Below are 23,214 nucleotides of genomic sequence, written 5' to 3'. Positions count from 1 at the left end.
CCGCCAGGCCGGGCCGTCGCCGCGCTGCCACGGCGCGTCCCCCGGCCGGGCCCGGTCGGTGGCAGGGGGCCGCCGGGCGGCCGGGAGGGGTCCTCGCCCGTCAGGACTCCTCCTTCGCCTGGCCGGCCCGCGCCCTCGTGCGCCTGCCGACCACCGTGGCGGCCGCGACCGCGGCGCCCGCGAAGGACAGCGCGACCATCCACGGACGGTCGAGGACCTGTCCGGTGACGTGGTCCAGGGAGTAGCGCCCGGGGCCGGTCAGCCCGATGGCCGCGGCGGTGAAGCCGAGGAGCGCCGGGTATTCGTAGCCGCCGCCCGCGGCGAAGAAGCCCGCCGGGACGTGCACGGCCACCGCACCCGCCATGGCCGCGGCGGCCGCGGCGCCCGCCGCCGGGGTGGCGAGCCCCAGCGCCAGCAGCGTGCCGCCGCCCGCCTCGCCGAGTCCGGCGGCCACGGCGCTGGGCCTGGGCGGGTGGAACCCCATCGCCTCCATCGCCGCCGCGGTGCCCTGGATGCCTCCACCGCCGAACCAGCCGGCCAGCTTCTGACTGCCGTGGGCGGCGAGCACCGCGCCGGTGCCGACGCGCAGGGCGAGCAGACCGAGATCACGCCGGTTGACGCAGACCATGAGGGCTCCCGGGGTGAGGTGGGTTCCGGTACGGACCCACTCTCGTCGGCGGGTGGCGGACGGGCGCGGCCGAGTACGCCGTACGAGGCGCGGCCGGGCGCCCCAAGGGCCGGGGTGCGACGCAGATCATTGTGCAACTTGTTGCATAAGAGCTTGGCGGTGGTCTACAACTGACCCGACGACCCTGTGCGGAGGAGACCCCATGAGCCTGTATCCGAACCTGCTGAGCCCGCTGGACCTCGGGTTCACCACCCTTCCCAACCGGGTGCTCATGGGATCGATGCACATCGGTCTGGAGGAGGCCGAGCGCGGCTTCGAGCGGATGGCCGCGTTCTACGCCGAGCGCGCCCGGGGCGGCGTCGGCCTCATGGTCACCGGCGGCATCGCCCCCAGCGAGCGGGCCTGCTCCTTCCCCGGCGGGGCCAAGATGACGACCGAGGCGGAGGCGGAGCAGCACCGGGAGATCACCTCGGCGGTGCACGCGGCGGGCGGCCGGATCGCGATGCAGATCCTGCACTTCGGGCGGTACGCACACCACCCCGACCTGGTGGCACCGAGCGCACTCAAGGCTCCCATCAGCGGGTTCACCCCGAACGCGCTGACCGACGACCAGGTCGAGGAGACCATCGAGGAGTTCGTCCGGGCCGCCGGCCTCGCGCGCCTCGCGGGCTACGACGGCGTCGAGATCATGGGCTCCGAGGGCTATCTGATCAACGAGTTCATCGTCTCCGCGACCAACCACCGCACCGACCGCTGGGGCGGCTCGTACGAGAACCGCATGCGGTTGCCCGTCGAGATCGTGCGCCGGGTCCGCGAGCGGGTCGGCGACGACTTCATCCTGATCTACCGGCTCTCCATGCTGGACCTGGTGCCGGGCGGCTCGACGCTGGAGGAGGTCGTGACGCTCGCGAAGGAGATCGAGGCGGCGGGCGCGACGATCATCAACACCGGCATCGGCTGGCACGAGGCGCGGATCCCGACCATCGCCACCTCCGTGCCGCGCGGCGCGTTCAGCTGGGTGACCGAGAAGGTACGCGGCGCGGTCTCCGTACCGCTGGTGACGAGCAACCGCATCAACACCCCCGAGGTCGCCGAGGAGATCCTCGCCTCCGGCCGGGCCGACATGGTCTCCATGGCCCGCCCCTTCCTGGCCGACCCGGAGTTCGTCGCGAAGGCGGCGGCGGGCCGCGCGGACGCGATCAACACCTGCATCGGCTGCAACCAGGCCTGCCTCGACCACATCTTCAGCCTCAAGATCACCTCCTGTCTGGTCAACCCGCGCGCCTGCCACGAGACCGAGCTGGTCCTGAGCCCGACCCGGACCCGTAAACGCGTCGCCGTGGTCGGCGCCGGTCCGGCGGGTCTCGCGTGCTCCGTCACGGCGGCCGAGCGGGGGCACGCGGTGACCCTGTTCGACACCGCCGACGAGATCGGGGGCCAGCTGAACGTGGCGCGCCGGGTGCCGGGCAAGGAGGAGTTCGACGAGACGCTGCGCTACTTCCGTACGCGGCTGGCCGAGCTGGACGTCGACGTCCGGCTGTCCACCCGGGCGGACGCCGGAACGCTGGACGGCTTCGACGAGATCGTGCTCGCCACCGGCGTCGAGCCGCGTACCCCGGCGATCCCCGGCACGGACCACCCGAAGGTCGTCAGCTACCTGGACGTGCTGCGCGACGGGGCGCCGGTCGGCGACCGGGTCGCGATCGTCGGCGCGGGCGGCATCGGTTTCGACGTCGCGGAGTTCCTGACCGACGGCGGCGACGCGGCGAGCCTGGACGCGGACACGTTCTTCCGGCAGTGGGGCGTCGACACGGCCTACGCGGAGCGCGGCGGGCTGCGCGCCCCCGAGCGTCCCAAGTCGCCGCGCACGGTCCACCTGGTCCAGCGCAGGACCACCAAGGTCGGCGCGGGGCTCGGCAAGACGACGGGGTGGATCCACCGCACCGAACTGCGCCACCGGGGCGTCGAGATGATCGCCGGCGCCTCCTACGACCTCATCGACGACGAGGGCCTCCACCTCACCGTCGACGGCGAGCGGCGGGTGCTGCCGGTCGACACGGTGGTGCTGTGCGCGGGTCAGGAACCGCGCCGCGAGCTGTACGAGGAGCTGCTGCGCGCGGGGTCCGCCCCCGTCCATCTGATCGGCGGCGCGGACGTGGCGGCCGAACTGGACGCCAAGCGGGCCATCCGCCAGGGCACGGAGCTCGCCGCCGCGCTGTGAGCGCCCGGGGCCGGGGCGCCGACGCAGGACCGCGGGCCCCCGGTCTCCGTACGTCCTTAGGATGCACCCCATGTCACTGCCGCACGCGATTCTCACCGCTCTGCTGGAGAAGCCCTCCTCGGGTCTGGAACTGACCCGCAGGTTCGACCGGTCGATCGGCTACTTCTGGTCGTCGACGCACCAGCAGATCTATCGCGAGCTGGGGAAACTGGAGCAGGCCGGCCGGATCAGGGCCCTGCCCACGGCGGTGCCGGCCCGGGGGCAGAAGAAGGAGTACGAGGTACTGCCCGCGGGCCGCGAGGAGCTGGCGGCCTGGGTCGCGCTCCCCGAGGATCCCCGTCCGGTCCGCGATCCGCTGCTGCTCCGGATGCGGGCGGCGGCGGTCGTCGGGGCGGACGGCATGGGCGCGGAACTGCGCCGCCACCTCACACTGCACGAACGCCAGTTGGCTGAGTACCGGGAGATCGAGAAGCGGAACTTCACCCCCGCGCCGACGACCGACGAGGACCGCCTGCGGTACCTCGTGCTGCGGGGCGGTATCGACCTGGAGACGTTCTGGACCGGCTGGCTGAACCGGGCCATCGCCGACCTGGACGGCTGAGCAGTCGGTCCGGCCGGACACCCCTCCCGCCCGCGTGACCGGTCAGCCGCTCGCGTGCGCGGGGAGGGGTCCGGCGGCGGGAGGCGCGGTGTCCGCGTGCCGGGGGCTGCCGATGACGACCCGGGAGGGGACCGGGTCCGCCGAGGTGGCGGCGGGTTCCCCGGGGGCGTCGCCCAGCTCCGTGTTCCGCGCCTGGGCCCGGCTGAGGAGGATCACCCCGCGCACGGCCGCCGCCGTACCGAGGAGCGCGAGCACCAGGCTGACCGGCCCGCCATGGAGGCGCTCGCCGAGCAGGGCCAGACCGATCGCGGCGGCGGCGACCGGGTTGGCGAGGGTGACCACGGCGAGCGGGGCGCCGAGCCCACCCCGGTACGCGGTCTGGGACAGCAGCAGACCGCCCATCGCGAAGGCGGAGACCAGCAGCGCCACCGTCAGCAGCCGCCAGCTGAGCAGCGGGCCGCCGGAGTGGTCGGTGACGGCGACCGTGAGGGTCTGGGTGAGCGCGGAGGCGACACCGGAGGTGATGCCCGAGGCCGCCGCGTGCCGCAGCCCCGGGCGGGCCCCGGGCCGGCTGAGACCGGCGACGACCGCCATGGTGGCCGCGCCGACGCCGAGCGCTTCGGGGAGGCTGAGGGTCTCGTGCGGGGCGGAGCCGCCCGCGGTCAGGAGCAGCGCGCCGAGGCCGAGCAGGGTCAGGGCGGTGCCCCGCCACTCGACGCGGCCGACCCGGCGTCCGGCCGCGCGCGCCCCGAGCGGTACGGCGACGACGAGGGTGAGCGCGCCGAGCGGCTGGACCAGGGTCAGCGGGCCGAAGTTGAGCGCGGCGACGTGCAGCAGCGCGCCCGCGGCGTTGAGGCCGACCGCCGACCACCAGGCGCCCCGGCCCAGCAGTCGCAGGACTCCGGTGGCCGGGTCGGTGCGGCCGGCGAGCCGGGACTGGGCCACTGCGGCTGCCGCGTAGGCGCCGGCGGAGATGAGGGAGAGCGCGACGGCGATCAGGGTGGCGTTCACCGCACGGCTCCGGCCCGGGTACGCGCCTGCGGCCCGGCATCCACACCGGGAGCGGGCCCGGCGGACCCGTCCGCGGGTCCGACGGACGACGACGGGCCGGCCGCCGCGAAGGCTCCGGGCCCTGCCGCGCCACTCGCGTACGCCGGTGCGGGAATCCCCTCACCACTCCTCCACGCACCCGGCCGGGGCAGCCGCACGGGGAGGTGCAGGGCCCGTTCGAGGTCCCACACGTTCCCCGCGTTGCGGAACGCCTCCTCGGCGTGACCGTTGGCGGCCTGGCGGCCGAACTTGTACGCCAGGAAGAGTCCGGCCACGAGAAGGAACTCGCGGACGAGGGGCGGTCGGGCACGCATGTCCGGCTCCTGGTCCGTGGGCTCGGTGCGGGCGTGTGTCACCCGGTGCCCCCTGGGATGCGAAGCGGTGTCAGGACGGCCCGGTGAGATCCACGCCGTATCGATACGCCAGTGTACCGATACGTCGGCGTATCGGTACACGTGCGTATCGGTACACTGGCGTACCGAGAAACCTCACCGCACCGCCGCAGGAGGTACGGCCCATGCCATCGCCCGATTCCGCACGGGAGTCAGCCCTCACGTCCCGCCGGTCGAAGATCACACCGGAGCGGGCGCAGGAGCTCTACGCGGCGGTGCTGGAACTGTTGCGGGAGAGCGGTTACGAGTCGCTGACGATGGAGGGCGTCGCCTCGCGCACGCGGTGCGGGAAGTCGACGCTGTACCGGCAGTGGGGCTCCAAGCCGGAGCTGGTCGTGGCCGCACTGCGCGGCACCCGGCGGATGCGGCTCCCGAACATCGACACCGGGACGCTGGCCGGGGACCTGCTGGAGGCCGCGCGGGCGATCGGCGAGGCCTCGGGGAGCGACACCCCGCTGATGCACGCCCTCAGCCATGCCGCGCTGCAGAGCCCGGAGCTGCTGTGCGCGCTGCGCGAGGCGCTGATCCTGCCGGAGGTCGCGGCGATCGACGCGATGGTCCGGCGGGGCCAGGAGCGCGGTGAGATCGCGGTGGACCTCCCGGGGGCCGAGTTCGTGGCGGCCCAGCTGCTCGGCGTGATGCGCGCCCGGCCGCTGCTGGAGGGCCGTTACGCCGACGCGGCGTATCTGACGCGGTTCGTGGAGATGGCGATCCTCCCGAGCCTCGGACTCACGGCGGGAGTGCCGGAGTCCTAGACAGACGTGGACCGCTCGTCCCAGCGGATGGGGACGGTCCACCCGCGCCGCACCGTGGGGACGGGGGCGGCGCACCGCACGGGCGGCCGGTGGCCTCCGTGGAGGCCACCGGCCGCCCGTGTGTCCGCACCCTCTCCCTGAAGACCCGGCCCTACCCATACCTAACAAGCGCTTGATAGATTCCGGACGGAGGCGGGCGCGGGGACGGCCCCGGTGACGCTCCGGAACCACGGGCGAAGGGCGGATCATGGACCTGTCCCACGCGATGGACTTCACCGGGCGGGCGGTACTGGTCACCGGCGGCACCAGGGGCCTGGGGGCCGCGACGGCACGGGCCTTCCTCGCGAGCGGCGCGGACGTCATGGTCTGCGGGCGCGGGGCGCCGGCCGCGCCACCGTCGGCGGGCGGGCGCGAGGCCGCGTTCCGGGCCGCGGACCTGCGGGATCCGGTGGCGGCGGCGGATCTCGTCGCCGCGACCGTCGAGCGGTTCGGGCGGCTCGACGCTCTCGTGAACAACGCCGGCGGCTCCCCGGACGCCGATGCGGCGACCGTCTCGCCGCGCTTCGTCGAGAAGGTGGTCGCACTCAACCTCCTCGCCCCCTTCTACACGGCCCAGGCGGCGAATCTGGTGATGCGGGAGCAGCCGGACGGCGGCGCCGTGATCAACATCGGCAGCGTCTCGGCCCACGATCCGCAGCCGGGCACCGCGGCCTACTCCGCGGCCAAGGCGGGCCTGCTCGGGCTGACCCGGGCACTGGCCCTCGAATGGGCGCCACGGGTCCGGGTCAACCACGTCACCGTCGGCCTCGTCCGCACCGAGAACGCCACCGCGCTGTACGGCGACGACGGCGGGGCGGCGGTGGCGGGCATCGTCCCGATGGGGCGGCTCGCGGAGCCGGACGACGTGGCGCGGGCCTGCCTCTGGCTGGCGAGCGACCTCTCCTCGTACGTCAACGGCGCCGATCTCGCCGTACACGGGGGCGGCGAGATGCCGGCCAGACACACGATCCACCGGGCGACCGCACCCCCTTTTCGTCACCTTGACACTATCAATCCTCACCGCTTATCGTCGCCATGACGAAATCGAGGGGGTCCCCATGGCCGACATCACCCGGCGCTTCGGCTGGCGCCACCTGCGCTCCGCACCCACCGCCCACATCCGCCACCACAAGCGCGGCCGGCTCGCCCACGACGGCCAGGGGCTCAGCTTCTGGTACCGGTCGCTGTCGGCGGCGCTCTCCGAAGTGCCGGTCGACGACCGGGAGCTGGCCATGGCGTTCCACGCCCGTACGGCCGACTTCCAGGACGTCACCGTGCAGGCCACCGTCACCTACCGGATCAGCGATCCGGCCGAGGCGGCGAACCGGCTCGACTTCTCCGTGGACCCGGACACCGGCAGCTGGCGCGGCGCACCGCTGGAACAGATCGCCACCCTCCTCACCGAGACCGCGCAGCAGCACACGCTGGACGTGCTGGCCCGCACCCCGCTCGCGGCGGCCCTGGTGGACGGTGTCGCGTCCGTACGCGAGCGGGTCGCCACCGGTCTCGCCGCCGAGCCCCGGCTCCCGGCCACCGGCATCGACGTGGTGGCCGTGCGCGTCGTCGCGATCCGCCCCGAGGCCGAGGTCGAGCGCGCCCTGCGCACCCCGGCCCGCGAGCAGATCCAGCAGGAGGCGGACCGGGCGACCTACGAACGGCGGGCCGTCGCCGTCGAGCGCGAGCGCGCCATCGCCGAGAACGAGCTCGCCAGCCAGATCGAACTGGCGCGGCGCGAGGAGCAGTTGGTCGACCAGCGCGGCACCAACGCCCGTCGCGAGGCCGAGGAGAAGGCCGGGGCCGACGGCGTAAGGACCGAGGCGGAGGCTTCCCGGAAGGTGCGTTTGGCCCGCGCCGAGGCCGAGGCGGCACGCGAGACGGGCGCGGCGCGGGCCGAGGCCCAGGCCGCCTGGCTGCGGGTGCACGGCGAGGTCGATCCGGCCACGCTGCACGCCCTGGCGGCGACCCGGCTCGCGGAGAACCTGCCGCGCGTCGAGAGCCTCACCCTCTCCCCCGACGTCCTCACCGGGCTGCTCACCAGGCTCGGTCGTCCGGCGGGCGGTGCGGGCGCGTGAGCCTGGCGCCCAGGGCGGTGCTCGTCCACCGGCGGACGGAGTACGAGGAGCTGCTCGCCCGGCACGGTACGCACGGGCAGGCCGCCTTCTTCCTGTCCAGCCGGGGCCGCTCGATCGACGAGGTGGCCCGCCGCCACGAGGACACCCGGCAGGCGCTGCGCGAGGTGGCGGCGGCTGTGCCGCTCACCTGGCGGAGCTCCCGGGTGGAGCGGGCGGACCTGGACCGCTTCCTGTTCGCCCCGGAGGACGTGGTGGTCGTGGTCGGCCAGGACGGGCTGGTCGCCAACACCGCGAAGTACCTGTCCGGGCAGCCGGTGGTGGGCATCGACACCGCCCCGGGGCGCAACCCCGGCGTCCTGGTCCGCCACCGCCACGCCGACGCGGCCGCCCTGCTGCGCGCCGCGACCGCAGCCGGGGGCGGGGCGGAGGAGCTGACGATGGTCGAGGCCGTCGCCGACGACACGCAGCGCCTTCTCGCCCTGAACGAGATCTACCTCGGCCCGCCCGGCCACCAGACGGCCCGCTACCGCCTGGCCCCCGACGGCGAGAGCGCCCCCGGCGAAGCCCAGGCCTCCTCCGGGGTGCTGGTCGGCACCGGCACGGGCGCCACCGGCTGGCTCCGCTCGCTCTGGCTGGAGCGCGGCAGCAGCGTGCCGCTGCCCGCGCCGTGCGACGCGCGGCTCCTGTGGTTCGTGCGTGAGGCCTGGCCCTCCCCGGCGACCGGGACGTCGAGGGTGGCGGGCGAACTGGGGCGGGGCCAGGGGCTGCGGCTGACCGTGGAGTCGGACCGGATCGTGGTCTTCGGGGACGGGATGGAGGCCGACGCCCTGGAGCTGACCTGGGGGCAGAGCGTACGGCTCGGCATCGCGGAGAGGTCGCTACGCCTGGTGACGTGAGCGCGCCCGGCCGGGCCGTTTCGCTACGGTGGTCCGTACCCGTACGCGTACCGGAGAGCGGAGAACCAGCACCATGTCGGCCGACCCCGTAACCGAGCCCGCCCGCAACACCCGCCCGCCCACGGCACAGGCGGCCCTCGGGGTCGGAGTGATCGTCGAGGACGGCCGGGGGCGCGTTCTGCTGGGCCGGCACCACAGCGGTACGTGGGAGCTGCCGGGCGGGAAGGTCGACGCGACGCACGAGTCGATCGCCGCGGCGGCCGCGCGGGAGCTGCGCGAGGAGACGGGCCTGGTGGTCGACGAGGCGTCCGTGGACGTCATCGCGATGGTCCACGACGTGATCGGCGGGATCAACCGCATCAGCATGGCGGCCGTCGTACAGCTCGCCTCCGGGGTCCCGGAGGTGACCGAGCCGCACCTGATCAGCGCCTGGCGGTGGACCGCTCCCGAGGAACTGCCGGCCCCGCTGTTCGATCCGTCGGCACAGATCCTGGCGGCCTGGCGACCGGAGCTGGGCATCACCCACCCGCCCGCGCATGCGCTGCGGATCGCCCCGGACGGGGACCGCGCCTGACGCGCCGCTCTCCCGTTCCTCTCACGCCTTCAGATGCGGACCAATCGGACTCACTGTATGAATGAGGGATCATCCGTGCGATCGGAGTAGGCCCATGGACGATTACCCGCTCCTCGACGTCTTCCTGACCATGCTGTACCTGTTCCTGTGGGTCATGTGGTTCTTCCTGCTGTTCAAGGTGATCACCGACCTTTTCCGGGACCACTCGCTGAACGGCTGGGCCAAGGCGGGCTGGCTGGTCCTCGTCATCCTGCTGCCGTACCTGGGCGTGCTGATCTATCTCGTCGTCCGCGGGCGCAGCATGCACGAACGCGACGAGAAACTGGCCAAGGACTCGGAGGCCGCGTTCCGCAGCTACGTGCGCGACGCCGCCGCGGGCCAGGGCGGAACCGGCCGCAGCAGCGGCCATGTGAACGATCTGGCGAAACTCGCCGAGCTCAAGGACAAGGGCGCGCTCAACGCCGAGGAGTACGAACGGGCCAAGGCGAAGCTGCTGGCCTGAGACCGGGCTCCAGGGCGGTACGGGGCAAGGCCGGCGGCGGCCGTCTCCGAATGTGCGCTCGCTGCTTCCCATAGAGTTCCGCGAACTGGGCAATGCCAGGTCCAGGCAATTGAAGGTGCCAGAGAGGGGCCGGTTGGTGTCCACCACCTCGGTGGTGGACACCAACCGGCCCCCGGACGTTCAGGAAACGGCGCCCTCGATCCAGGCCCGCTCGAGGATCTCGTCCACGGTCTGGTCCACGGTCAGGTCGGAGGTGTCCAGCCAGAGTCCGACCTTCGAGGTGCTTCCGTGAAGCACCGCGTCGAGGTCCTTGGGCTGCCAGTCCGGGCCGTACCCGGTCTTGGCGCGCTTCTCCTCCCGCGCCAGCACGGCGTCGGGGTTCGGAGCCAGGACGACCACGGCCAGCGGCCGGCTCTTGATCGTCTCGGTGATCTCCTGGAGATGCTCGCCGAGCAGGATGTCCTGGAGGATCGCGGTGAAGCCCGCCTGGCAGTACGCGTCGGCGGACGCCGCTGCCAGCCTGTGCCTGAGACGGAGCTGCTCGAGGGCCTCCGGCTCCGGGTCGGCGGTCATGTTGACCTGGCCGTTGACGATCATGCGGCGGAAGAAGTCCCCCCGCACGTGAACAGATCGGTCCAACCGCTCGGCCAGAGCCTGCGCGACGGTCGACTTGCCCGCCGCGGAGATGCCCGACAGGACGAGGACACCCCTGCTGCCCCCGTCACCCGGATTGTTGTCGGCCATTGGGGAAGTGCTTCCTCTCTCGTGTACTCGGTCGCGCCGACCGCATGGCCCGCACGGGAATTCTGCGCCCTGTGCGCTCAGCCGCGTTCGAAGGATGAGCAGGTCCATGGTGGCCGGCCTCTCGTTGGAGGTGCCCCACGTACCCGGCTTCGGCTCTCGACGCAGGTGCAGACCATATCGTGCGGCTGCGGCGCGCGAATACTCGACCCGATAGGCGATAGCGCAGGTCGGCTCTTCCTTCGAATGTACGCAGCATTCGCCATGATTGTTCGTGAAGGTGAACGCGGTACGCCCCTGAGCGATATTTTCGGCCACCTTGTCGTCGACCAGAAATGCCGTCGCGAAGCACCTGCCACCGGGAGGCGGCGTACGGGCCGCCTCGGCCAGATAGTTGTCCGACTCGGGCGGAGCAGATGACTGATGAGACCCACCATCGCAACCGCTTCGAATGCCGAGTCCTCGGCCGGGAACCGGGAATCCGCAGCTCGCTGCTTTCCGTCGGGATTATAGATCTCCCGACGGATGCCGACAGGCTCGAATCTGAAATTGGGATACTTCGACGTAATGACGGATGAGCACCGATCAATGGCATGCGGCACGGGGCCTTGACCCTTGATCCTGGACTGCGGAAGGCGGCGAAGTATTTCGCCGGGGAGACGCGCTGGTGGACCGCTTCCAGTTCGTCGCCGACCATCAGCGCCGTTACGGCGTGAAGCGGCTGTGCACCATCGTGGGCGTCGCCCGCTCCAGCTTCTGTTACTGGCGTCGGACGGCCGCGGATCGGGCCGCCCGGCAGGCGGCCGACGCCCGCCTCGCTGCCCGGATACGAGCCGTGCACCGCGAGTCGGACGGCACCTACGGCGTTCCCAGGATCACGGCCGAGCTCCGCGAGGACGGTGAGCGCGTCAGCCACAAGCGGATAGCGCGGCTGATGCGGGCTGCCGGTCTCGCGGGCGTGCGCTTGCGCCGCAGGCACCGCACCACGGGCGCGGACCCGGCCGGGGCGAAGGCCCCGGATCTCATCGGCCGCGACTTCACCGCGCGTGAGCCGAATACGGAGTACGTCGGCGACATCACCTATCTTTCGCTGGACGGCGGGAAGTTCCAGTACTTGGCCACCGTCATCGACCTCGCCTCACGCCGCCTGGCCGGATGGGCGATCGCGGACCACATGCGCACCGGCCTCGTCATGGACGCCCTGGCCGCCGCCGAACGGACTCGCGGTAGCGGGTCGTTGCCCCAGGACACGTCCTCTTCAACAGTCCACTCCACATGATGTTCGCGGCCCACTCCCGTCGGACCGCCGCACCAGAACGCCGCGGCGGCACCCGCCTTCGAGCGCACCCGAAACGTCGCGCGCCCGTCTGAGATCTGCCCCACCGCTTCCACCTGGACCAACACCCCGCAATCATCCACGACGGCACTGCGTTCCCCAACACTCCCGCCAGGACAAAACGCTCTTCAACGGACCACCGGAGTCCCGTCGAGTGTCTCGCGAAGTCGGACCGCTTCCTGGTCGAGGTGGTGGAGCAGCGCTTGGAGAGCGGGGGTGGGTGTCCGGTGGGCTGCTTCGGTGGTGCCCACCGTACGCCCCACTGAAGGGAGTTCGACCGGGAGCGCGGCGAGGTGCTCGTCCTCGCGCAGGACCAGTTCGGGCAGGAGCGCCACCATGTCCGTCTGGAGCAGCAGCGCCCGCATGGTGAGGATGGACGTGCACTCGACGCGGTCCGCGGGCGGTGTGAGGCCCCGGTCTACGAAGACGGCACCGAGTTCCTGGCGCAGGGCGGTCTGCTCGACGGGCAGGATCCAGGGGAATCCGAGGGTGTCCGCGAGCGTGACGTCCACGGCGTCGAGGAGCGGGTGGCCCGAGCGGACGGCGAGCCGGATCGGCTCCCGGTAGAGCTTCCGTTGACGCAGCCCGTCCCCTTCCGTGGGGGCCGATCCCACCCGTCCCACGATGACGTCCAGTTCGCCTGCCAGCAGTGCCGGGTGGAGGACGTCCGGGGTCCCCTCCCGGACGACGACGGTGAGCCGGGGCCGTTCCCGTTTGAGCCCCGCGACCGCCCGGGGCAGGAGCACATTGGCTCCGGCCAGCAGGGTGCCCACGGTCACGGTGCCGTCCAGTCCCTGACGGAGTCCGGTGAGGTGGTCCCCGGCCCGGCGAATCTCGGCGACCACGGCGCGGGCGTGCTCCGTCAGGGCTTCGCCGTAGACGGTGGGCCGCATCCCGCGCGGTACACGGACGAAGAGCGGCAGGTCCGCGATGGCCTCCAGCTCGTGGAGGGTGCGGGTCGCGGCCGGCTGGGTGAGGTGCAGCGATTCCGCGGCCCGTACGACGCTCCCGTGCTCGTACACCGCGATGAGCAGGATCAGGTGCCGGAACTTCAACCGGCCGTCCATGAGGTCCATCGCAGCGGGCTCCTTCCGGGTACGGAGGGCGACTACACCCTGCCATACCAGGATTGTTATAGCTGACGCGCCGATTGGCATTGGATCGGCATAGCTGGGTGGGTGCACTATACCGGCACACCCGGGGGCGACTTTCGGACACGCCCCGGCTGGATGACGGAGGTCCACAGCGTGAGTTCACCCGTACGGCATTACGTAGGAGGCGGGTTCGACGCGTCCGGCGTGCCGCTCCCGCTCGTCGACCCGGTCACCGGGCGTGTTGCCGGCGAGGTACCGCAGGCGTCCCGGGAGGTGGTCGACCAGGCGGTTCGTGCGGCCCGGGAGGCGCTGCGCGGGCCGTGGGCGGTATGGAGCCCGACCGAGCGGTCGCGGTTGCTGCACCGGATCGCCGACGGGATCGAGCGGCGCTTCGAGGAGTTCGTCGCGGCCGAGTGCGCCGACACCGGCAAGCCGCGCGCGTTGGCCTCGACGGTCGACATCCCCCGGGCCGTGGCCAACTTTCGCTCCTACGCGGGGCTCCTGGCCGGGCGCGGCGAACGGTCCTGGCACACCGCCACCCCGGACGGCCGCGGCGCGCTGAACTACACCGTCCACAAGCCGCTCGGCGTCGTCGCGGTGATCTCGCCGTGGAACCTGCCGCTGCTCCTGCTCAGCTGGAAGGTCGCGCCCGCCCTCGCGACCGGCAACACGGTGGTGGCCAAGCCGTCCGAACTCACCCCCGGCACGGCCTGTCTGCTGGCCGAGGTGCTGGCCGAGGCGGAGGTTCCGCCAGGAGTCTTCAACCTCGTGCACGGCCCGGGCGCGGACGCGGCCGGCCAGTGGCTCACCGAGCACCCCGAGGTGGACGCCGTCGCCTTCACGGGCGAGTCGCGCACCGGATCGATGATCATGCGGGCGGCTGCGGAGCGATTGGCGCCGGTCTCCTTCGAACTGGGCGGCAAGAACGCCGGACTCGTCTTCGCCGACGCGGATCTTGAGCAGGCGGTCGCCGGCACTCTCCGCTCCGCCTTCACCCACAGCGGGCAGGTCTGTCTGTGCACCGAGCGGTTGTACGTGCAACGGCCCGTCTTCGACGCGTTCGCCGCCGCGCTCGCCACAGGTGCGAAGGAACTTTCCGGCTACGGCCCGATGGTCTCCGCCGCCCACCGGGACAAGGTGCTGGGCCACCTGGAGAGGGCCGCCGCCGACGGGGAGGTCCTGGCGGGCGGCGGGGTACCCCGCTTCGGGGACGAGCGGGACGGCGGCTTCTGGGTGGAACCCACCGTGCTGGCCGGACTACCAGAGGACCACCCGGCGGTACGGGACGAGATCTTCGGCCCGGTCGTACACCTCGCGCCCTTCGACACCGAGGTCGAGGCGTTGGCCCTCGCCAACGCCGGCCCGTACGGACTGGCCGCCACGGTGTGGACCGGTGACGTGAGCCGCGCCCACCGCGTCGCCCCCGCCCTGGATGTCGGTACCGCCTGGGTCAACACCTGGAACCTGCGTGACCTCCGTACGCCCTTCGGCGGTGTGAAGGCGTCCGGGATCGGCCGTGAGGGCGGCGACCACTCCCTCGACTTCTTCTCCGAACCGATGAATGTGTGTGAAACTGTGAGCACGACGGACGACACCGCGACCAGGGCGGGCACCCCACGCGAACGGGTGACGGGGGCCGCCGAGCGGCTCGACGAGGCGCACCGCACAGGCGTTCCGTGTGCACCGGTCCGCGACCTCCTGCCCTCCGGTGACCTGGAGGCCGCCTACGCCGTCCAGTCCCTCCTGACCGAAGGACGCCTCGCCCGCGGCCGGCGCATCACGGGTTGGAAGATCGGTCTCACCTCAGCCGCGGTACAGCGGCAACTTGGCGTCGACACACCGGACTTCGGCGCCCTCCTCGACGACACCGCCGTACCGGACGGCGCCGAGATCCCCTGGGGCTCGGTGCTCCAGCCCAGGGCAGAGGCCGAGGTCGCCCTGGTCCTCGGAAGTGACCTCGTACACGAGCGGCACACGGTGGCCGACGTGATCCGCGCGACCGCTTTCGTGCTGCCCGCCATCGAGGTGGTCGGCAGCCGGATCCGCGACTGGGACATCTCCGCCGTGGACACCATCGCCGACAACGCCTCCAGCGGTGCGTACGTGCTGGGCACGCGACCCGTGCTACTGCGGGAACTCGACATGCGGTCCGCCGGCATGGTGTTGGAGCGCCGTGGCGAGCCCGTCTCCACCGGTGCGGGTGTCGCCTGCCTCGGAAACCCACTGCACGCGGCCGTCTGGCTGGCGGACACGCTCGTCCGGCTCGGCAGTCCGCTGCGGGCCGGGGACACGGTACTCACCGGCGCGCTCGGTCCCATGGCCGCCGTCGAGCCCGGTGATGTGTTCGAGGCCCGGATCGACGGGCTCGGGTCGGTGCGCGCGGCCTTCGGGCGCGTCGACACGGAAGGGGCGGTCCGATGAGCATCACGACTCTGGCCGAGTCCCTCGACCGTGCGGCGTTGGACGCGCGTCCGCTGCCGGGCGGTGCCACCGGACTGGCCGACACCGCGGAGGCGTACGCAGTCCAGGACGCCCTGATCGTGCGCCGGCTGGACCGCGGCGAACGGCTCACCGGCTTCAAGCTCGGCTTCACCAGCCTCGCCAAGATGCGGCAGATGGGCGTTGCAGATCTGATCCACGGACGGCTGACGGATCGGATGGAGATCCCCGACGGGGGACAGTACGACATCTCGGGGCTGATCCATCCGCGGGTCGAGCCGGAAGTGGCGTTCCTCCTGGGGGACACCCTGCGTCCGGGCGCCGATCCGTTGGCGGCCGTCGCGGCCGTGGCGCCCGCGCTGGAGGTCATCGACTCCCGGTACGACGGATTCCGGTTCTCCCTGCCCGAGGTGATCGCCGACAACACTTCGGCCGCGGCCTACACCGTGGGGCCCTGGAGCGGACCGGGCGCCCCGAGCGGACTGGGCAACCTGGGCGTCCTGCTGGAACTCGACGGACGCCCGGTGGAGACCGGTTCCACCGCGGCGATCCTCGGACATCCGCTGCGCGCCCTCGCAGCGGCAGCCCGGCTCGCCGGTTCGCTGGAGCCGGGCACCGTGATCCTCGCCGGCGCAGCGACCGCCGCCGTACCGCTGCCCCCCGGTGCACATGTACGGGCTTCGGTCACGGGACTCGGTGCCGTCCAGTTCACCGCCACCACCGCTTCGACCATCACCGAGGAGGGCACATGATCGTCCCCGGCGCCGCGCCGCCCCGCGGCCGTTTCCCGCATCTGAGGCGCGCGGGCGACTTCGTCTTCGTCTCCGGCACCAGCTCCCGGCGCCCCGACGGCACCTTCGTCGGCGCGAACGTCGACCCGCTGGGCGTGACCGACCTCGACGTCGGGGCCCAGACCCGGGCCGTGCTCGACAACATCGCGGCGTTGCTCGCCGCGGCCGGAGGCGGCCTCGACGACCTGGTGTCGGTCACCACGTACCTCGTCAGCATGAACGACTTCGGAGGCTACAACGAGGTCTACGCCGAGTACTTCGACGAGCACGGGCCGACCCGCACCACCGTCGCCGTCCACCAGTTGCCCCATCCCCACCTCCTGATCGAGATCAGCGGCGTGGCCCACCTCCCCCGGAACGGCCACCTCCACCAGAGCGAGGAACAGCACCGATGACCATGAGACCGTTCAACCTCCAGTCCTGGATCGAGGAGAACCGGCACCTGCTCAAGCCGCCGGTGGGCAATGTCCAGATCTGGCAGGACGCCGATCTGATGGTGACGGTCGTGGGCGGCCCCAACCGGCGCACCGACTTCCACGACGACCCCATCGAGGAGTTCTTCTACCAGCTCAAGGGCGACATGGTGCTTCGCGTCATGGAGGAAGACGGCGGACCGCCGCGCGACATCCACATCCGCGAGGGAGACGTGTTCCTCGCCCCGGCGCACCTGCGGCACTCCCCGCAGCGGCCGGAGGAGGACAGCATCGGCCTCGTCGTCGAGTTCGCCCGGCCGCAAGGACACCGCGACGCATTCGAGTGGTACTGCATGGAGTGCCACCACTTGGTGCACCGCAGCGAGCTCCAGGTCACCTCGATCGTCGACGACCTGCCCCCGGTGTTCGGCGCCTTCTACGCCGACACGGCCGCGCGCACCTGCCCCCACTGCGCCGCCGTGCACCCCGGCCGGGACTGGCCCGAACGGCTGCGTCCACGCACCCGCCGCGACGAGGAGGCAGGAGCGTGACCGTCGTCGACGTGCACGCCCACGTCTTCCCGGAGATCGGCCGCGCCGAATCCCGACTGCTCACCGGCTCCGACGACGGCCCCTGGCTGCGCACCACGGACGGACCTGGCACCGGAATGATGATGGCCGGTTCCACCGAGTACCGGCCGGTGAGACGTACCCTTTGGGACCCGGCGGAACGCGTCTTCGACCTGGACCGGCTCGGCGTGGACGTCCAGGTGCTGTCCAGTACGCCCATGTTGTTCGGCTACGACCTCGAACCCGAGCGCGCCGTGGAGTGGTGCCGGACGGTCAACGCGCATCTGCTGCGGTACGCCGCGCACGCCCCGGACCGGCTGGCCCCGCTCTGCCAGGTGCCCCTCCAGGACACCGAAGCCGCCTGTGCGATGGTCAGCGATGCCATGGGACAGGGCTTCCGCGGCGTCCACATCGGCAACCACCTCGGTGATCACGACCTCGACCACGGTGCGCTGATCGAGTTTCTCGCCCACTGCGCCGAAGAGGACGCGGCCGTCCTGGTCCACCCCTGGGACCTGCCGTCCGGGCCGAGGTTCTCCCGGTACATGCTGGCCTGGCTCGCGGGCATGGCCGGCGAGACCCACCTGACCATCCTCTCGCTGATCCTTTCCGGCGCCTTCGAACGCCTCCCGGCATCGCTCCGGCTGATGTTCGCCCACGGCGGCGGCAGCTTCCCGTACCTCCTGGGACGGGCCGACAACGCCTGGCGCCGCCGGGACCTCGTACGCGCCGACAGTCCGCACCCGCCCTCGTCCTACACCGACCGCTTCTCCGTGGACTCGGCCGTCTTCGACCCAGGCGCGCTACGGCTCCTCGTGGACGTGATGGGAGTGGAGCAGGTGATGCTCGGCTCCGACCACCCCTTCCCGCTCGGTGAGGAGGAGATCGGCCGGCTCGTACGGGAGAGCGAACTCTCCCCGGCGGAGAGGACCGCCGTCCTCGGCGGCAACGCCGTCCGCTTCTTCGGTTTGGCCCCGCTGGCGAAGGCGGCCGTCCGATGAAGGCAGCCGTGATCGGATCGGGCAACATCGGCACCGATCTCCTCATCAAGATCATCAGAGGATCGGGGAACGTCACCGCCGCCGCGATGATCGGCATCGACCCGGAGTCGGGAGGGCTCGCACGGGCCCGCCGCCTCGGCGTGCCCACCAGCGCGGACGGAGTGACCGGGCTCCTGGCCCTCGACGGATTCGACGAGATCGACGTGGTCTTCGACGCCACGTCCGCCGCCGCCCACCACCACAACGCCGCAGCCCTCGCGCCGTACGGCAAGACGATCATCGACCTGACACCCGCGGCAATCGGCCCGTACGTCGTACCGCCCGTCAACCTCGACGAGCACCTCGACGCACCCAACGTCAACATGGTCACCTGCGGCGGCCAGGCCACCGTCCCCGTCGTCGCCGCCGTGTCGGCGGTGGCACCGGTCCACTACGCGGAGATCGTCGCCTCGATCTCCTCCCGGTCGGCCGGCCCGGGCACCCGCGCCAACATCGACGAGTTCACCGAGACCACCTCCCGCGCCCTCGAACAGGTGGGCGGCGCGACCCGTGGCAAGGCGATCATCGTGCTCAACCCCGCCGAACCACCGCTGTTGATGCGCGACACCGTCCACTGCGTCGTCGACGACTGCGACCCCCAGCAGGTGGCCGCCTCCATCCACGCGATGGTCGACTCCGTCGCCGCATACGTGCCCGGCTACCGGCTCAAGCAGGAGCCGCAGTTCCGCGCCCTGGCGTCCGACGATCCGCTGACGGCACTCGGCCTCGGCGGGCGGCTCCTCGTCTCCGTCTACCTGGAGGTCGAGGGCGCCGCCCACTACCTCCCGGCCTACGCCGGGAACCTCGACATCATGACCTCCGCCGCGCTGCGCACCGCCGAGCGCCTGGCCGAACGGAGCCGGGCCCGATGACCAAGGTCTACGTCCAGGACGTCACCCTGCGGGACGGCATGCACGCCGTGTCGCACCGCTACACCCTCGAACAGGTCCGGGCGATCGCCGCCGCCCTCGAAGCAGCCGGTGTCGACGCCATCGAAGTCGCCCACGGCGACGGCCTGTCCGGCTCGTCCGTCACCTACGGTCCCGGCGCACACACCGACGCGGAGTGGCTGGAAGCCGCGGCCGACGTGCTCGACCGCGCCAGGCTCACCACCCTGCTGCTGCCCGGCATCGGTACCGCCGACGATCTGCGCCGCGCCCACTCCCTCGGCGTCACCTCCGTCCGCGTCGCCACCCACTGCACCGAGGCGGACATCTCAGCCCAGCACATCGGCCTGGCCCGCGAACTGGGCATGGACGTGTCGGGCTTCCTGATGATGTCCCACCTGGCCCCGCCCGCCGAACTGGCCGCACAGGCCCGCCTCATGGAGTCGTACGGCGCACACTGCGTCTACGTCACCGACTCCGGCGGCCGGTTGACCATGGACGGCGTACGGGACCGGGTCCGCGCCTACCGCGACGCACTCGATCCGGCCACCGAGATCGGCATCCACGCCCACCACAACCTCGGCCTGGGCGTGGCCAACAGCATCGTGGCGGTGGAAGCAGGGGCGTACCGCGTCGACGCCTCCCTCGCCGGGCAGGGCGCCGGCGCCGGCAACGCGCCTCTGGAGCCGACGGTGGCGGTGTTCGACCTCATGGGCTGGGAACACGGCTGCGCGCTGTTCCCGCTCATGGACGCCGCCGAAGAACTCGTACGACCGACGCAGGACCGGCCCGTGCGCGTCGACCGGGAGACCCTCACCCTCGGGTACGCCGGGGTGTACTCCAGCTTCCTGCGGCACGCCGAGAACGCGGCCCTCCGCCACCGGCTCGACACCCGTGACCTGCTGGTCGAGGCCGGACGGCGGCGGCTGGTCGGCGGACAGGAGGACCTGCTCAGGGACATCGCGCTCGATCTCGCCAGGGACCGCGAAGCCGCCCCTGCCCCAAGGCGCGCCGCCTCACACGACGACGGAGACACCCCATGCTGACCGAACGCGCCACAGCACTCGACGCCGCCGACCCCCTCGCCCACGTCCGCGCCCGCTTCCTCCTCCCCGAAGGCATCGTCTACCTCGACGGCAACTCCCTGGGCGCCCTCCCCGCCGCCGTCCCGGCGGTCGTCGAGGACGCCGTGCACCGCCAGTGGGGCACCGACCTGATCCGTTCCTGGAACGGCAACGGCTGGTGGGAGGCGCCGACCCGGACCGGCGATGCACTCGGCCGACTGATCGGCGCGGCCCCCGGACAGACGGTCGTCGGGGACTCCACCAGCGTCCAACTCTTCAACACCCTGCTGGCCGCCGCCCGAATGCGCCCCGGACGCCGACTGCTGCTGACCGATCCCGACCACTTCCCCACCGACCAGTACATCGCCGACTCGGTGGGCCGACTCCTCGGGCTCGACGTCCGCCGAATACCGGCCCGCGAGGCCGCCGCGGTGCTGGCCGCCGAAGCCGGGAACGTCGCCGTGGCCGCCTACGCCCCGGTGGACTACCGCACCGGCGAGCTGTACGACATGGCCGCGCTCACCGCCGCCGCGCACGCCGCCGGTGCCCTGATGCACTGGGACCTGTGCCACGCGGCGGGCGCCCTCTCCGTCGAACTCGACGCCATCGGGGCGGACTTCGCGGTCGGCTGCGGCTACAAGTACCTCTCCGGCGGCCCCGGGGCGCCCGCGTTCGCCTATGTCGCCCGGCGGCACCAGCCGGACTTCGACCACCCCCTCACCGGCTGGCACGGACACGCGGAGCCGTTCGCCATGGCAGGTACGTACACCCCTGGGGCGGACATCAGCCGGGCCCGGATCAGCACTCCGCCGCTGTTGTCACTCCTCGCCCTCGAAGCCGCGCTGACGGCCTTCGACGGGGTGGACATGACGGCCGTACGGGAGAAGAGCCTCTCCCTGACCGGGTTCTTCCAGGAGTGCGCCGACGAACTCCTCGACGGCCTCGGCTTCACCATGGCCACCCCGCGCGACCCGGCCCGCCGCGGCAGCCAGGTCGCCCTGCGCCACTCGGAGGCATACCCGCTGGTGGCCGCGCTCACCGCTCGCGGTGTGATCGGCGACATGCGTGCCCCGGACCTGCTCCGGTTCGGATTCAACGCCCTCTACGTCACCCACGCGGACGTCCTGCACGCCGTCCGCGAACTGCTCGCCGTCGTGACCGACGGCGACCACCACAGCACCGAATTCCGGCAGCGCCCCACCGTCACCTGATTCGGCCCGCGCGCCCGCCCCAGGGGCACACGGCACATCCCGCTCCCTTCCTGCTCCGATTGGACCGTCAGATGCGTCCCCTCCGCAGAAAAGCCGCTCTCGCCGCAGTGGTCGCCGCAGCCACCACGGCCACACTCCTCGCTCCCGGTGTCTCCGGCGCGGACACCACCAGCGCCACGGCCACCCCCGCCACCGACCCCGACATCCTCGACGCGTGCGAGGACCGCCGCCCCGGGCCGGCCGACCCCGGCTCGTACGGCATGCAACTGGACGGCAGCTTCCGGCACCCCGCGCTCACCCCGGTCGACGAGGAGAACGAACACCCCTTCCCCGGCCGCAACAAGAAGTACGACACCCGTTCGTACATCAAGAACATGAAGGTCGAAGCTGCCTACGAGGGAGCCGACTTCACCCCCGACTACTTCCACACTTGGCAGAACATCGTCGACTTCGACGGCCGCCGCTACCTCTTCCAGTACAGCCGCTCCGACGGCCGCGTCTACGACATCACCGACGTCAAGAAGGTCCAGGTGGTCGAGAGGATGAGCCGCAAGGACGTGGGCGGCGACGAGACCCGGGCGAACGGCGACTGGGCCGCGCACGACTACTGGGGCGCGTCCACCATCCAGTGGAACAAGAAGCTGAACGCGTACGTCATGGTCCAGAGCTTCGAGAGCAGACGCCAGATCTCGGAACTCTCCGACCACCCGCCCAAGGACAAGTACAACAATCCGGAGGGCGTCGCGAAGCTGCGGGCCAAGCCGGGGCTCAAGGGCTTCAAGGTGTTCCGCCTGGACGGCCCCCGCAAGAAGGACTGGAAGCTGCTGACGACGGTTTCCACCGACTCCACCCAGGCCGACCCCCTGAACACCGACCCGGCCACGGCACAGCAGGGCTCCGGCTCGATCGACGTGCCGCACTGGACCGGCGAGAAGTACATGTTCATCGCCACCGCACCGAACGACACCTACTCAGGCACCGAGTACCCCACCAATCTGCACTCGGCGGGCTACCAGTCCTGGGACATGTCCAACCCGGCCCGCCCGAAGCTCCTCGACACCTGGCACCTGCCGGGCCAGCGCACCGGCGAGGAGGCCGCGTACCGGAACAACCCGCGCTGCGGGAACCGGACCAGTTGGATGGGCGCCCGGATGCCGCTCTTCCTCCCCAAGCCCGTCGAGAAGGGCGGACGCTACGCCTTCGCCGCCATGGGCGGCTACGGCCTGACGGTACTGGACGTCTCGAACCCCTCGAACATGAAGACCGTCAGCCACCTGGACCTGCCGGCCTCCGTCGCGGGCACCGAGGGTGACAACATCGACGTCTCCCAGTACGACAAGACCGGAATGATCTACTACTCGGGCTACCCGCTCACCGAGGACTGCTACGAGCCCTACAAGGACATCTACCAGATCGACGCACGGGACCCGAAGAAGCCCCGCGTCGTTGGCGTCCTTCCCCGCCCGACCCCGCCGAAGGCCGCCGGCATCAACGACTACTGCCAGCGCCGCGGCAGCTTCGGCCCCAAGCGCACCGGCTACTACACCAACCCGGGCCGACACACCCCTGGTGTCCTGAGCTACGGCTTCTACAACGCGGGCGTGCAGTTCTTCGACGTCTCCAAGCCCGCGTCGCCGGAGATATCGGCGTACTTCGTCCCGAAGGCGTACGGCCCCTCCACCGCGGACTACGCGTACGGCAACCAGACCCACGGCGTGTACGTGGAGTGGGACCGCAACATCGCATGGACGCTGACCAACCACGGCATCTACGCACTGTCCTCGCCGAAGGTCTTGGGCAAGCCGGACCTGAACGCACCGGCGGAGCCGTTCCGCACCAGCGAGTTCTGAGTCGCTGCCCCTCTCCCACCCCCATCACCTTCCAGAAGGGCCCCACTGC

General features: G+C 71.7%; 21 protein-coding genes and 2 pseudogenes. 18 read left to right on the top strand and 5 right to left on the bottom strand.

Annotation, left to right across the window (positions count from 1 at the left end; translation table 11 throughout):
* Positions 1–100: 100 nt before the first annotated feature.
* Entirely contained in the window at positions 101–628 is a 528-nt protein-coding gene (locus IG90_RS0122635; protein ID WP_030587441.1) for a DoxX family protein, read from the bottom strand.
* 202 nt (positions 629–830) lie between these two features.
* Between IG90_RS0122635 and IG90_RS0122630 the strand changes: the two genes are divergently transcribed.
* Positions 831–2,849 carry an NADPH-dependent 2,4-dienoyl-CoA reductase gene (locus IG90_RS0122630; protein ID WP_030587439.1) on the top strand — a complete coding sequence of 673 codons (2,019 nt, stop codon included), beginning with the start codon at positions 831–833 and terminating at the stop codon, positions 2,847–2,849.
* A 70-nt stretch (positions 2,850–2,919) separates the two neighbouring features.
* On the top strand, positions 2,920–3,450 hold the full coding sequence (locus tag IG90_RS0122625; RefSeq protein ID WP_030587436.1) for a PadR family transcriptional regulator: 531 nt from the start codon (positions 2,920–2,922) through the stop codon (positions 3,448–3,450).
* Positions 3,451–3,492: 42 nt separating this feature from the next.
* Here IG90_RS0122625 and IG90_RS0122620 read toward each other — a convergent pair whose 3' ends face one another.
* Entirely contained in the window at positions 3,493–4,461 is a 969-nt protein-coding gene (locus IG90_RS0122620; protein ID WP_030587433.1) for a DMT family protein, read from the bottom strand.
* A 197-nt stretch (positions 4,462–4,658) separates the two neighbouring features.
* A pseudogene (locus tag IG90_RS46055) lies at positions 4,659–4,856 on the bottom strand (phosphatase PAP2 family protein); the annotation flags it as partial.
* A gap of 161 nt (positions 4,857–5,017) precedes the next feature.
* Between IG90_RS46055 and IG90_RS0122610 the strand changes: the two are divergent.
* The 6 genes from IG90_RS0122610 to IG90_RS0122585 all read left to right on the top strand — a co-directional run bounded on the left by IG90_RS0122610 (position 5,018) and on the right by IG90_RS0122585 (position 9,730).
* Positions 5,018–5,647, top strand: coding sequence for a TetR/AcrR family transcriptional regulator (locus IG90_RS0122610; protein ID WP_030587429.1), 630 nt, complete (start codon positions 5,018–5,020; stop codon positions 5,645–5,647).
* Between the two features lie 247 nt (positions 5,648–5,894).
* Entirely contained in the window at positions 5,895–6,725 is an 831-nt protein-coding gene (locus tag IG90_RS0122605; protein ID WP_030587426.1) for an SDR family oxidoreductase, read from the top strand.
* A 19-nt stretch (positions 6,726–6,744) separates the two neighbouring features.
* Positions 6,745–7,758 (top strand): SPFH domain-containing protein, encoded by a 1,014-nt coding sequence (locus tag IG90_RS0122600; RefSeq protein WP_030587423.1) that lies wholly within the window; start codon positions 6,745–6,747, stop codon positions 7,756–7,758.
* Positions 7,755–8,654: an inorganic polyphosphate kinase gene (locus IG90_RS0122595; protein ID WP_030587420.1), complete on the top strand. Its 900-nt coding sequence runs from the start codon at positions 7,755–7,757 to the stop codon at positions 8,652–8,654. The genes IG90_RS0122600 and IG90_RS0122595 overlap by 4 nt, the downstream gene beginning before the upstream one ends.
* A gap of 73 nt (positions 8,655–8,727) precedes the next feature.
* On the top strand, positions 8,728–9,228 hold the full coding sequence (locus IG90_RS0122590; protein ID WP_030587416.1) for a nucleotide triphosphate diphosphatase NUDT15: 501 nt from the start codon (positions 8,728–8,730) through the stop codon (positions 9,226–9,228).
* A 94-nt stretch (positions 9,229–9,322) separates the two neighbouring features.
* Positions 9,323–9,730, top strand: coding sequence for an SHOCT domain-containing protein (locus tag IG90_RS0122585; protein WP_030587413.1), 408 nt, complete (start codon positions 9,323–9,325; stop codon positions 9,728–9,730).
* Between the two features lie 180 nt (positions 9,731–9,910).
* On the opposite strand, the gene IG90_RS0122580 is transcribed toward IG90_RS0122585, so the two are convergent.
* Positions 9,911–10,474 carry an AAA family ATPase gene (locus IG90_RS0122580; RefSeq protein WP_030587410.1) on the bottom strand — a complete coding sequence of 188 codons (564 nt, stop codon included), beginning with the start codon at positions 10,472–10,474 and terminating at the stop codon, positions 9,911–9,913.
* A gap of 643 nt (positions 10,475–11,117) precedes the next feature.
* Between IG90_RS0122580 and IG90_RS0122575 the strand changes: the two are divergent.
* Positions 11,118–11,702 (top strand): annotated as a pseudogene (locus IG90_RS0122575) (IS3 family transposase); the annotation flags it as partial.
* A 233-nt stretch (positions 11,703–11,935) separates the two neighbouring features.
* Here the strand turns inward: IG90_RS0122575 and IG90_RS0122570 are convergent.
* Entirely contained in the window at positions 11,936–12,883 is a 948-nt protein-coding gene (locus IG90_RS0122570) for a LysR substrate-binding domain-containing protein (protein ID WP_030587405.1), read from the bottom strand.
* Between the two features lie 171 nt (positions 12,884–13,054).
* Here IG90_RS0122570 and IG90_RS46700 point away from each other — a divergent pair, with 171 nt between their 5' ends.
* The 9 genes from IG90_RS46700 (at position 13,055) to IG90_RS0122525 (ending at position 23,165) form a co-directional block, all read left to right on the top strand.
* Entirely contained in the window at positions 13,055–15,322 is a 2,268-nt protein-coding gene (locus IG90_RS46700) for an aldehyde dehydrogenase family protein (protein ID WP_280922315.1), read from the top strand.
* A complete protein-coding gene (locus IG90_RS0122560; protein WP_030587399.1) occupies positions 15,319–16,092 on the top strand; it encodes a 2-keto-4-pentenoate hydratase in 774 nt (257 codons plus the stop codon). Before IG90_RS46700 ends, IG90_RS0122560 begins: the two co-directional genes overlap by 4 nt.
* Positions 16,089–16,526, top strand: coding sequence for a RidA family protein (locus tag IG90_RS0122555; protein ID WP_030587396.1), 438 nt, complete (start codon positions 16,089–16,091; stop codon positions 16,524–16,526). Before IG90_RS0122560 ends, IG90_RS0122555 begins: the two co-directional genes overlap by 4 nt.
* Positions 16,523–17,095 carry a 3-hydroxyanthranilate 3,4-dioxygenase gene (locus tag IG90_RS0122550; protein WP_030587393.1) on the top strand — a complete coding sequence of 191 codons (573 nt, stop codon included), beginning with the start codon at positions 16,523–16,525 and terminating at the stop codon, positions 17,093–17,095. Before IG90_RS0122555 ends, IG90_RS0122550 begins: the two co-directional genes overlap by 4 nt.
* On the top strand, positions 17,092–18,114 hold the full coding sequence (locus IG90_RS0122545) for an amidohydrolase family protein (protein ID WP_030587389.1): 1,023 nt from the start codon (positions 17,092–17,094) through the stop codon (positions 18,112–18,114). The genes IG90_RS0122550 and IG90_RS0122545 overlap by 4 nt, the downstream gene beginning before the upstream one ends.
* Positions 18,111–19,025: an acetaldehyde dehydrogenase (acetylating) gene (locus tag IG90_RS0122540; RefSeq protein ID WP_030587386.1), complete on the top strand. Its 915-nt coding sequence runs from the start codon at positions 18,111–18,113 to the stop codon at positions 19,023–19,025. Before IG90_RS0122545 ends, IG90_RS0122540 begins: the two co-directional genes overlap by 4 nt.
* Positions 19,022–20,086, top strand: a complete 1,065-nt coding sequence (gene dmpG, locus IG90_RS0122535; RefSeq protein WP_030587383.1) for a 4-hydroxy-2-oxovalerate aldolase — start codon at positions 19,022–19,024, stop codon at positions 20,084–20,086. Before IG90_RS0122540 ends, dmpG begins: the two co-directional genes overlap by 4 nt.
* Complete coding sequence (kynU, locus tag IG90_RS0122530) at positions 20,080–21,315, top strand: kynureninase (RefSeq protein WP_030587380.1); 1,236 nt, start codon at positions 20,080–20,082, stop codon at positions 21,313–21,315. Before dmpG ends, kynU begins: the two co-directional genes overlap by 7 nt.
* Before the next feature lie 71 nt (positions 21,316–21,386).
* A complete protein-coding gene (locus IG90_RS0122525; protein WP_030587377.1) occupies positions 21,387–23,165 on the top strand; it encodes an LVIVD repeat-containing protein in 1,779 nt (592 codons plus the stop codon).
* Positions 23,166–23,214 lie beyond the last annotated feature (49 nt).

It is taken from the genome of Streptomyces anulatus (assembly GCF_000721175.1).
GTDB lineage: Bacteria > Actinomycetota > Actinomycetes > Streptomycetales > Streptomycetaceae > Streptomyces > Streptomyces anulatus_C.
Note: the sequence above shows the minus strand (reverse complement) of the source record. Positions and strands in the feature narration are given on the sequence as shown.

What these genes read in the sequence shown, in the direction of transcription:
- IG90_RS0122635 (WP_030587441.1), bottom strand. Translation starts at nt 628, where the DNA reads ATGGTCTGCGTCAACCGGCGTGATCTCGGTCTGCTCGCCCTGCGCGTC.
- IG90_RS0122630 (WP_030587439.1), top strand. Translation starts at nt 831, where the DNA reads ATGAGCCTGTATCCGAACCTGCTGAGCCCGCTGGACCTCGGGTTCACC.
- IG90_RS0122625 (WP_030587436.1), top strand. Translation starts at nt 2,920, where the DNA reads ATGTCACTGCCGCACGCGATTCTCACCGCTCTGCTGGAGAAGCCCTCC.
- IG90_RS0122610 (WP_030587429.1), top strand. Translation starts at nt 5,018, where the DNA reads ATGCCATCGCCCGATTCCGCACGGGAGTCAGCCCTCACGTCCCGCCGG.
- IG90_RS0122605 (WP_030587426.1), top strand. Translation starts at nt 5,895, where the DNA reads ATGGACCTGTCCCACGCGATGGACTTCACCGGGCGGGCGGTACTGGTC.
- IG90_RS0122600 (WP_030587423.1), top strand. Translation starts at nt 6,745, where the DNA reads ATGGCCGACATCACCCGGCGCTTCGGCTGGCGCCACCTGCGCTCCGCA.
- IG90_RS0122590 (WP_030587416.1), top strand. Translation starts at nt 8,728, where the DNA reads ATGTCGGCCGACCCCGTAACCGAGCCCGCCCGCAACACCCGCCCGCCC.
- IG90_RS0122585 (WP_030587413.1), top strand. Translation starts at nt 9,323, where the DNA reads ATGGACGATTACCCGCTCCTCGACGTCTTCCTGACCATGCTGTACCTG.
- IG90_RS0122580 (WP_030587410.1), bottom strand. Translation starts at nt 10,474, where the DNA reads ATGGCCGACAACAATCCGGGTGACGGGGGCAGCAGGGGTGTCCTCGTC.
- IG90_RS0122570 (WP_030587405.1), bottom strand. Translation starts at nt 12,883, where the DNA reads ATGGACCTCATGGACGGCCGGTTGAAGTTCCGGCACCTGATCCTGCTC.
- IG90_RS0122560 (WP_030587399.1), top strand. Translation starts at nt 15,319, where the DNA reads ATGAGCATCACGACTCTGGCCGAGTCCCTCGACCGTGCGGCGTTGGAC.
- IG90_RS0122555 (WP_030587396.1), top strand. Translation starts at nt 16,089, where the DNA reads ATGATCGTCCCCGGCGCCGCGCCGCCCCGCGGCCGTTTCCCGCATCTG.
- IG90_RS0122550 (WP_030587393.1), top strand. Translation starts at nt 16,523, where the DNA reads ATGACCATGAGACCGTTCAACCTCCAGTCCTGGATCGAGGAGAACCGG.
- IG90_RS0122540 (WP_030587386.1), top strand. Translation starts at nt 18,111, where the DNA reads ATGAAGGCAGCCGTGATCGGATCGGGCAACATCGGCACCGATCTCCTC.
- dmpG (WP_030587383.1), top strand. Translation starts at nt 19,022, where the DNA reads ATGACCAAGGTCTACGTCCAGGACGTCACCCTGCGGGACGGCATGCAC.
- kynU (WP_030587380.1), top strand. Translation starts at nt 20,080, where the DNA reads ATGCTGACCGAACGCGCCACAGCACTCGACGCCGCCGACCCCCTCGCC.
- IG90_RS0122525 (WP_030587377.1), top strand. Translation starts at nt 21,387, where the DNA reads ATGCGTCCCCTCCGCAGAAAAGCCGCTCTCGCCGCAGTGGTCGCCGCA.